The sequence below is a fragment of the Butyrivibrio sp. genome (assembly GCF_017940685.1).
Classification (GTDB): Bacteria; Bacillota; Clostridia; order Lachnospirales; family Lachnospiraceae; genus Butyrivibrio.
This window is the reverse complement of record NZ_JAGAYD010000204.1, coordinates 1-9,544: the sequence shown is the minus strand read 5'-3', so window position 1 is coordinate 9,544 and position 9,544 is coordinate 1. Positions and strand designations below refer to the sequence as shown.

The window sequence follows — 9,544 nt, the reverse complement described above, 5'->3', positions numbered from 1 at the left end:
TCTACTGTCTCATTGCGTGCAATGAGACAGTAGAACCGTCCCCGTGTCTTGTCAGCAGAACCACCCCCGTGTCTTGTCCCCGTGTCAGCAAACCGTGTCAGCAAACCGTCCGCCTTGTCATTTCCTGCTCTCAGTAAGTTTCTCCGCCTGGGTCCAACCGGTATATTTCATAATAGAAGCATTGTCGATCTTGGTCATCTTGCGCCTGAAGTCGCTGGGCTGGGAGCCCATCTTTTCCGCAAAGTGCCTGTTGTAACTGGATACAGATCTAAATCCAACCTGCTCAGATACTGATAAAATGGAGTCCTCCGTAGTCCTTAAAAGTATGCAGGATTGCAGTATCCTTGTGGTGTTCAGGTAGTCCAGAGGGCTCGTGTTCATGATCTCGTGGAATATCCTCCTGAAGTGTGTCTGGCTTAAATGACACATGTCAGCCAGATCTTCTATAGAAAAATCCTGCATGTAATTTTCCCTGATGTACTCAAGAGCCGGGGTTATTACAATGGCGTTTTCATGGGATTCTTTTTTCTCTAAAAGCTCCTGCCTCTGGCCTGCGTAGATTCTCATAAGCTTCATGAAAAGAGTAAGGAACAGCCCCTTAACAGACAGCTGGTAGTTCATATCTTTTTTCATCATCTCATCAAGGATTTGTTCTATTAATAAGTAGACTTCCCTGTAGGTGGCCTTATCCAGCACCAGCTGCAGGTTCTGAGTCATATCAAGAAACAAATCCGCATAGGGAGAAGATCCGTCAAATACGCCCTTAAGCAGCTCGTCGGGATTGACGAAAATGTATGACCAAAGGCTGCTCTGGCCCTTGGTTGAATATGTGGTGTGGGGGACATTTCTTGAAACAAAGGTCACATCTCCCGCCTTTACCGGAACAACCTCGCTGCCAAACTCCATAAAGCCGCTGTCCTTGTGGCAGATGCCTATTTCAAGGCAGTTGTGGAAATGGAGTTTACCTGACTTAACATCAGATATGTACCACTCTTCTCCAGTCAAGACCAACACCGGAAAATGCAGTGGAAGCTCATAATTTCTGTATTCTATAAGGGTTTTCTTTGGTTTTGACATACTCTTTTCCTCTAATATGAATAAATATCAAATTATCGATCATCACATCCAAAAATATATTACCATCAAAAAGTTGAAATTGCACAGTTTTTTAACCTACATGATTAGACTTTTCGACCATATAAAAATATAATTTGGACAAAATACCATAGTTATGCCTGAAAGGAATGGATTTATGGCTAGTCTGACTTATGACAAAAAAGAAATCGAAAGCGTTATCGACAAGATAGTAAAGCGCACAATGCGCATGGATCTTACCTGGGACTGGCCAGGAGGTGTTGCATACTACGGAGTATGCGAAGCCTATGCTGCCACAGGTAACAAGGAATACATTGAGCTTCTAAAGGACAGGATCGATGAGTACATCGAGCTTGGTCTTCCATCATGGACAGTAAACACCTGTGCCATGGGCCATGCAATGCTTTCTCTCTATGAGTATTCAGGGGATGAGAAGTACCTTGATATCGCAAAGAGCAAGATCGACTACATAGAAAATGAAGCCTTAAGGTTTGGAGATCACGTGCTTCAGCACACAGTATCAGTAAACAACGACTTCCCTGAGCAGTGCTGGGCAGACACTCTTTTCATGGCTGCATTCTTCCTGTTAAGGGCAGGCGTCATGCTCAAGGACGAAGCCCTTATTGATGATGCTCTCAACCAGTATTACTGGCACATCAAGTATCTTCAGGATCCTGCAACAGGTCTTTTCTACCATGGCTACAACAACATCACAGGGGACCACATGTCAGGATTTTTCTGGGGCAGAGCCAATGCCTGGGCAGCCTACACCATGTCTGAAGTTGGAAGAACACTTCCTGAGTGCTATCTGTATCCTAAGTTCCTTGATATTGTCGGCTCGCTTAACGAGCAGCTGGCATCCATCAAGCTTCTCCAGACAGAGGACGGACTCTTTAGGACAATCCTTGATGATCCTGAATCCTACGAAGAAGTGTCTGCTTCCTGCGGAATCGCAGCTGCCATGATAAACAAGGGCAATCCTCTTCACATCAAGTACATCAACAAGGCAACTGCAGGCATTCTTAAAAACGTGTCTGAGGATGGCAGGGTTCTCAACGTATCAGGGGGAACTGCAGTAATGAAGGACAGAGAAGGATATCGCGGCATTTCCAGAGATTGGATCCAGGGATGGGGCCAGGGGCTTGCACTTGCTTATCTTTCAAAGCTTTTAAACTACGACAAAATAAGGAGCGACGGAGCTCTTTGAAACATAAAAAGCTATATTTCGGGGGAAATAACAATGGCGAACAACATACCTCACACAAAGGGGAGCTTCACTCTCCCAGGTGAAGCAGGCTACGAAAAGCTCACTTTAGAGCTTGCAGACAAATGGGGCGCAGATGTGATAAGAGACAGCGACGGCACTGTCCTGTCTGATGAGATTGTAAATTCTGATTACAATATCTACTCAACCATCTGCATCATAAGAGACCACAATGAGTGGGCCAAAAAGAATACTGACAAGCTTCAGCAGACATTTTTAATGACTCAGCCTAAGGTCGCCAGGGATTCATTTTTGACCTTCCATCTTATGGACGATTTCTTTGACCAGCAGTTTGCTGTAAACGACTCTGCAGACTCCATGAAGTACTGGCAGGTCTTTGACAGGACCACTGGCAAGGAAGTAAAAAGCAGCTTCTGGACATATGAAAAAGAAGCTCAGAATGTCATCATCAGCAGCGCAATACCCTTCCACAGATACACTGTAAGTTTCCTTGCTTACAGGATCTGGGAAGAGATTTCCATGTACAATCACACTACCAACAACTGGAACAAGGAGCACCTGATGCAGGTAGATCCGATCTACCCCGAGACTCAGGAGTACCTTTTGGACTGGCTTAAGAACTGGTGCGAATCACATCCTTCTACCAATGTTGTTCGCTTTACTTCCATGTTCTACAACTTTGTCTGGATGTGGGGATCAAGCTCCAGAAACCGCAATCTCTTTACAGACTGGGGTTCCTACGACTTCACAGTAAGCCCTCGCATGCTTGATCAGTTTGCTGACAAGTACGGCTACAGACTTACAGCCGAGGACTTTATCAATAAGGGGGCTTTCCACGTAACTCACACTCCACCTGTTAAGACGCAGCGCGACTACATGGACCACGTCAATCAGTTCGTAGTTTCTTTTGGAAAAAAACTTGTGGACCTGGTTCACAGCTACGGCAAACAGGCTTATGTGTTCTATGACGACAGCTGGGTTGGCGTTGAGCCCTACGGCGAGCGCTTTACTGAGTTTGGCTTTGACGGCCTTATAAAGTGCGTATTCTCAGGCTACGAAGTAAGACTCTGCGCAGGGGCAAAGGCACCTGTTCATGAGCTTAGATTCCACCCATACCTGTTCCCTGTTGGACTGGGCGGACTTCCAACCTTTGAAAAGGGCGGCGATCCCACAAGGGATGCAAGAAAATACTGGGTACAGACAAGACGTGCAATGCTCCGGGAAAAGATAGACAGGATCGGCCTTGGCGGATATTTGCACCTTACAGAAGGTTTCCCTGATTTTGTGGACTACATTGCTCAGATCTCAGATGAATTCAGAGCTATCAAGTCACTTCACGAAGAGGGAGCTCCTGCCGTGCTTCCAATAAAGGTTGCAGTGCTCCACGCCTGGGGGAAACTGCGCAGCTGGACTTTGAGCGGACACTTCCACGAAACCTACATGTATGACCTCATCCATGTAAATGAAGCTCTTTCAGGGCTTCCAGTTGAGGTTTCCTATATCTCTTTTGACGACGTAAAAAATGGCGTCCTTTCAGGCTACGACGTATGTATAAACGCAGGTTCCATGGGCACAGCCTGGAGCGGCGGAAAAGCTTGGGATGATCCAGTCATTGAAGAGGCCATCACCTCATGGGTGTTTGAAGGCGGCACATTCATCGGTGTCAACGAGCCTTCAGCCATAGACGGATACGACACTGTTTTCCGCATGTCTTCTGTGCTTGGCGTTGATAAAGACACACCAGCAAGAGCGTGTCATGGAAAGTGGTCCTTTGATAAGACTGTTATTGATGGTCTTATTCCTGAAGGCAGCTACGTTCCTCTTCGCTGCAGAGTTCACTTAACTGACGGTAAGGCCAAAGTCCTTCTTTCAGAAAAAGAGACTCCGCTTCTTACAGTGAACGATTTTGGCAAGGGAAAAGGCATCTATCTTTCAACCTTTGAAACCTGCGACAAGAACAACAGGCTGCTCTTAAATCTTTTGCTCTTTGCTAAGGGCGAGGCTCTTGATAGCAAGTACATAACTGACAACGCACTTGTTGAGTGCGCATACTTTAAAAAGAGCGGAAAGATGGTTGTTATCAACAACGCATCCACCATGCAGCAGGCCATCATCAAGGGTGATAAGGGCCAGATAACAGTAAAGGATCTTGATCCATTTGAAACAAGGATCATAGAAGTTTAAATGTTTAAAAAAATGATCAGCATAACTGGTACATACCAGGACAACTTATATACAGATGAAAGAGGATATGGCTTTTGGGAGCCTGAAATGGCCAAAGTCACATCCATAACAGACCACGAAAGAGCTTTAAAGAGCGGAGGCTGGGTAAAAAGAGATCTCCTTGAAGAGACAGATACTGCCGGAAGAGACGTTATCATCTTTAAGATAGCTGTCCCTGAATTTGGCACCTACTCAGTAGACCTTAAGGTCGGGATATCAAAAAAGAACATCGAAAACATGTCAGTGTTCACATCAAGAAGAAACATGCTTGATAACAGGATCTCCATTGAGCCTGGCGGCTGCTATCAACGCACCTTTTGCGTCAATGTAACTCCCTACATTCCAGCTCTTTCCAGCATCCCCTGTGATGACAGATCAATATTTGTAAGCTTTACAGGTAAGGGCATCAGCAAGGAGCTCTTTGACGGCAATAGTATTTCTTTTGAAATAACAGGGGCCCGCAGGGACCTTCCTGTAATCTGGGTAGGAGGCGACTCCACTGTAACTGACCAGCATGCAGGCTTTCCCTACTATCCATTTGGATCCTGCTGCGGATGGGCACAGACTCTCTCAAGATATATTGAAGGAGCTGCTGTCTGCAACCTCTCCCACTCAGGACTTACCAGCAACTGCTTTAGGGATGACGGCCACTACGACATAATGACCAAGAGGATCCTGCCGGGAGATGTGGTGATCCTGCAGTTTGGCCACAACGACCAGAAGCGCAGAAATCTTAAGGCCTTCAAGGGCTATACAGATAACCTCAAAAGATACGTAAGAGAAATAAGAGAGCTTGGGGCTGAAGTTATCCTCTGCTCTCCTATCAGCAGAATCCCGTTAAGAGACCAGGACGGAAACAGCTACTCTCTATTAAAAGAGTACAGAGACGCTGTCTGGGGACTTGCCCAGGAGCTTGACGCTACCTTTGTGGACCTCCACGATCTGACCTTTGATAAGTGGATCGTTTTTGGAGAAAACGCCAAGGACTACTTTAATCCCGGGGATGTGACCCACACCAATGAGTATGGCGGCGTGCTGATCGCAGATCTTTTCATGAATGAACTAAGAAATATGGAGGAATCCAAAAATCCATTAAAGGGTTTTGACAACGGTCTTTCCTTCCCATTCTACAGCGCCGACAGTGATGTAAAGGCTCTTCCAAAAGAAGAACCTGAGCCGGATATTTTTTCCATCCCAATGCCTTACGTGGACATCAAGGATTATCCCGCCATGGACGAGCTTCAGGCTGCCTTTGAGGCTTGCCTTATGGATCCATGCGTAATGTATCTTCACCCATATGCTGTAATGCCAAGGGCTCAGCTTCTTATGATCCTGTTTAAGGCCCTTCGCATAAATGGAAAAAGGCCCTACTCCGGAAGATTCGAGGATCTTTCCTTTGACGAGTGGGATTCAGGATACATGGACACCCTCTGGGAAGAAAATCTCATCGACCCTGACACTATCCACTCTGAAGGGGACAAGCTCTTTTTCAGGCCTGATGCGCCTTTGTCCTATGACGAGCTGGACAGCATCCTTATAAGGTTTTTAGAGCCTGACAGGGAGAAAAGAAATATCCCTATTAAAAAATGTAGAAAGAAAGCAAAGGACCTTGGCATCGACATTAAAGTTCCAAGGCCTTCTACTCCTATAAATGAAAGGTACGATATTGCGGAAGGTAGCAATATCTCCCGAGCAGAGGTTTACATATACCTTAAGAGATTCATTGACATTGCAAAAGATATAAAAGAAAGGAACATTACCTTTGAAGCCTGATTTTTTCATCGATTACAGATCAACTGATACTGAGGCTGTGGTTTTCTGGGATCTTCCAGAGACTGCTACAAAAGACAGCACGTATAACATCTACTTGGACGGCAGCAAGGCAGGCACTTCAAAAAGAACCCATTTTTCTTTTCATGAGCTTCCTCCCAAAACAGCCCACGAAGTCAAAATTGAAATGCTTGTTTCTCCAGCAGATTCCGATACGAAAGCCATAAGCCTTGGCATAATAACAGTGGAAACGAAAGCTGTAAAAAAAGCCTTGGATATCACCAAGGCTCCCTACAACGCTGTAGGGGATGGAAAGGTTTTGAATACTTCTGCTATCCAAAAGGCTCTCGACGCCTGCGGTCCAGACTCCTTTGTTTATATTCCTTCAGGAACTTTTTTAACAGGAGCTCTTAACATGCACTCAGATACTGAGCTGTATGTTGATGAAGGGGGACTTCTTCAGGGAACCAGCGACCCATCAGACTATCTTCCAATGATCAAGAGCCGCTTTGAGGGATACGAAAGAGAATGCTACAGAAGCCTTATTAACATGGGCGAGCTTGATCACGACTCAGACTATAACTGCAGAAACGTTGTTATAAGAGGAAAAGGCTCCATCATGGGCGGAGGCTGGGAGCTTGCCAAGGCCATTGCCAAGCTTGAAGCCGTGCGCCTTAAGGATTTCATCGCATCCCTTGGAGATAAGATAAAAGAATATGAAAAGCCCGAAACTATTGCTCACAGAGCAAGAGGAAGGCTTATAAATATGAGTAATTGCCAGAACGTGTGGATCTCAGGTTTGACCCTGGGATTTGGCGCTTCCTGGAATCTTCACTTTGTATATTCCGACAACGTTGTTACTGATCACTGCACCATAAGATCAGAGGGCGTATGGAACGGCGATGGCTGGGATCCGGATTCATCCACCAACTCTTCCATCTTCGCCTGCGACTTCTACACAGAAGATGACTCCGTTGCCATCAAATCAGGAAAAAATCCTGAGGGCAATATCATTAATCGCCCTTCAAAAAATATCCGTGTCTTTGACTGCATCTGCCACTTTGGCCACGGCCTTTGCATCGGTTCTGAGATGTCAGGTGGCATCGAGGGCGTAAGGCTCTGGGACTGCGACATGGGTCCTACCTGGTCAGGAATTGAAATAAAGGGTACAAAAAAGCGCGGCGGCTACGTAAGAGATGTGGTAGTACGAAACATCACAGCCTCTCACGTTATGATCCACTCTGTCACCTTCAACGATGACGGCGAAGGGCACCCCGTTCCTCCAGTATTTGAGGACTGCCACTTTGAGGACATGCACCTTCTTGGAAGGTTTCTGGACAACAACGCCGGAAAGAACGACTGGCACGACTGCCCTTCCATCCTTCTGTGCGGCTTTGATAAGCCAGGCCACGAAGCAAAAAACATCACCTTCAAAAACATCGAAATGGAAAACCCTGCCGAAGGCACCGACAGCATCCACATGGAGTACTGCGGCGATGGCATCACATTCGAGGGAATGCGCAGCGTTCCCAGGAGATAAAATAAGACAAAAGAACCGTCCCCGTGTCTCATTGTACACAACAAGACACGGGGACGGTTCTTTTGTCTTATTTTTAAATCACATTTTTGTCGGTCAGAACATGTTGATTTACCGACAAAAATGTGATTTAATTTTTGTAAGAGGACATTGATCATGAAAAAATATATAACTCCTACGCGTATAACTTCAGATGAAATCAAGTTAATAAGAGAGATAACAGGTATGACTCAGAAGGAGTTTGCTGAGTTTTTAGGCGTATCCAAGCGCACTGTAGAACGTTGGGAATACTCAAAAGATGAAATAACCGGCCCTATCACTCTTATTGCAGACCTTATCATCAAGAATCATGTTCTGCCACAATCTCTTGAGGTTCCTGATAAAAAATATAAATTAAGGCTGTGGTATATGTACCATGACTTTGTCTGCTCAATTATTGACGTAGATGAAATGGAAAGAAAGGTAGAAGTCCATAACTTTATCACCAATCCGCTCTACAGGGCTATGGGTGTAAATACTGAACCTACATTTGAGGAATATGAAGAATTCATAAAGTCCAGATGCTTCCCTGAAACCAGAGACAAACTTAAATTGGAACTCAAGAAGCTGGACATACCTTTTTATGACCCCATTATGATAATTGAAAAGACACAGGGGCGCATGGCAGATGATGATTTTTGGATAAAGATTGAGAGATGACCTATGATCAAACTCTTTGAAGATGATATTAAAACTACATATAGAAAATCCTCAAAAGGAAATCAGCTTAAGTTTGAAAGAGATGGAATCTGGTATAAAGCTGACAACTTGGGTTATGAAGGCCTTGCAGAATGTGTGACAGCTTCTCTTTTGCACAGATCTTCTCTTGAGGAAAATGAATTCACAGATTACGAACCTGAAACTATCGAATACAATGAGATTCTTTATAGAGGTTGCAAAAGCCACGATTTCACCGATGGCTGGAAGCTCATTACATTAGAAAGGCTATTCTTACAAAATTATGGCCATTCCTTAAACAAGCTCATCTATAGCACTTTTGATCATGCCGAAAGACTTAGGCTCTTAGTCGACCAGACTGAGCGAATGACCGGCATTAAGAACTTTGGCTCTTATATAAACAAACTCCTTACGCTGGATGCTCTTTTTCTCAATGAAGACAGGCACACCCATAACATAGCAGTTCTTATGAATGACAAGGGAGATTTCCACCTATGCCCTATATTTGACAATGGTGGTTCACTGCTTTCCGACACAAGCATGGATTATCCACTTGGAAGAGATGTATTTGGGTTAATGGAAAAAGCTAAACCCAAAACCTTTGGGTACTCTTTTGAGGAACAACTTGAAATATCTGAAAAGTTATATGGATGCAATATATCTTTTAACTATTCCGAAAAAGATATAGATAATGTACTTTCGCAGCTAACAGACTACGCAAAAGAAGAAAAAGACAGAGTAAAAGAGATAATCCTCCAGACAAGAAGAAAGTACGAATATCTGTTTAAATAAAACAAGACACGGGGACGGTTCTACTGTCTCATTGCATACAATGAGACAGTAGAACCGTCCCAATGTCATTTAGTTAAGGATTTTAAATGACTTTCGTCCCCCCAAAAATGATGTAATAGTTCGTGTATTAGAAATTTCATATCTTGTGTTTACAACAAATGGCACGCCAAGAAAGCAGGGTTTGA

At 44.6% G+C, this 9,544-nt stretch carries 7 protein-coding genes; 6 read left to right on the top strand and 1 reads right to left on the bottom strand.

Going from position 1 to position 9,544, the window contains the following annotated elements; all coding sequences use genetic code 11:
- Positions 1-117: 117 nt before the first annotated feature.
- Positions 118-1,077, bottom strand: coding sequence for an AraC family transcriptional regulator (locus J6I68_RS12620; RefSeq protein ID WP_292220815.1), 960 nt, complete (start codon positions 1,075-1,077; stop codon positions 118-120).
- Positions 1,078-1,252: 175 nt separating this feature from the next.
- Between J6I68_RS12620 and J6I68_RS12615 the strand changes: the two genes are divergently transcribed.
- The 6 genes from J6I68_RS12615 (at position 1,253) to J6I68_RS12590 (ending at position 9,359) form a co-directional block, all read left to right on the top strand.
- Positions 1,253-2,302 carry a glycoside hydrolase family 88/105 protein gene (locus J6I68_RS12615; RefSeq protein ID WP_292220813.1) on the top strand — a complete coding sequence of 350 codons (1,050 nt, stop codon included), beginning with the start codon at positions 1,253-1,255 and terminating at the stop codon, positions 2,300-2,302.
- Positions 2,303-2,335: 33 nt separating this feature from the next.
- Complete coding sequence (gene gnpA / locus J6I68_RS12610; protein ID WP_292220811.1) at positions 2,336-4,504, top strand: 1,3-beta-galactosyl-N-acetylhexosamine phosphorylase; 2,169 nt, start codon at positions 2,336-2,338, stop codon at positions 4,502-4,504.
- Positions 4,505-6,316: a GDSL-type esterase/lipase family protein gene (locus J6I68_RS12605; RefSeq protein WP_292220809.1), complete on the top strand. Its 1,812-nt coding sequence runs from the start codon at positions 4,505-4,507 to the stop codon at positions 6,314-6,316.
- A complete protein-coding gene (locus tag J6I68_RS12600) occupies positions 6,306-7,853 on the top strand; it encodes a glycoside hydrolase family 28 protein (protein ID WP_292220807.1) in 1,548 nt (515 codons plus the stop codon). Before J6I68_RS12605 ends, J6I68_RS12600 begins: the two co-directional genes overlap by 11 nt.
- Positions 7,854-8,006: 153 nt before the next feature.
- Positions 8,007-8,549: a helix-turn-helix domain-containing protein gene (locus J6I68_RS12595; RefSeq protein WP_292220805.1), complete on the top strand. Its 543-nt coding sequence runs from the start codon at positions 8,007-8,009 to the stop codon at positions 8,547-8,549.
- A 3-nt stretch (positions 8,550-8,552) separates the two neighbouring features.
- Positions 8,553-9,359 (top strand): hypothetical protein, encoded by an 807-nt coding sequence (locus J6I68_RS12590; protein WP_292220803.1) that lies wholly within the window; start codon positions 8,553-8,555, stop codon positions 9,357-9,359.
- Positions 9,360-9,544 lie beyond the last annotated feature (185 nt).

Coding starts and splice junctions, on each gene's coding strand:
- J6I68_RS12620 (WP_292220815.1), bottom strand. CDS start 1,077: ATGTCAAAACCAAAGAAAACCCTTATAGAATACAGAAATTATGAGCTT.
- J6I68_RS12615 (WP_292220813.1), top strand. CDS start 1,253: ATGGCTAGTCTGACTTATGACAAAAAAGAAATCGAAAGCGTTATCGAC.
- gnpA (WP_292220811.1), top strand. CDS start 2,336: ATGGCGAACAACATACCTCACACAAAGGGGAGCTTCACTCTCCCAGGT.
- J6I68_RS12605 (WP_292220809.1), top strand. CDS start 4,505: ATGTTTAAAAAAATGATCAGCATAACTGGTACATACCAGGACAACTTA.
- J6I68_RS12595 (WP_292220805.1), top strand. CDS start 8,007: ATGAAAAAATATATAACTCCTACGCGTATAACTTCAGATGAAATCAAG.
- J6I68_RS12590 (WP_292220803.1), top strand. CDS start 8,553: ATGATCAAACTCTTTGAAGATGATATTAAAACTACATATAGAAAATCC.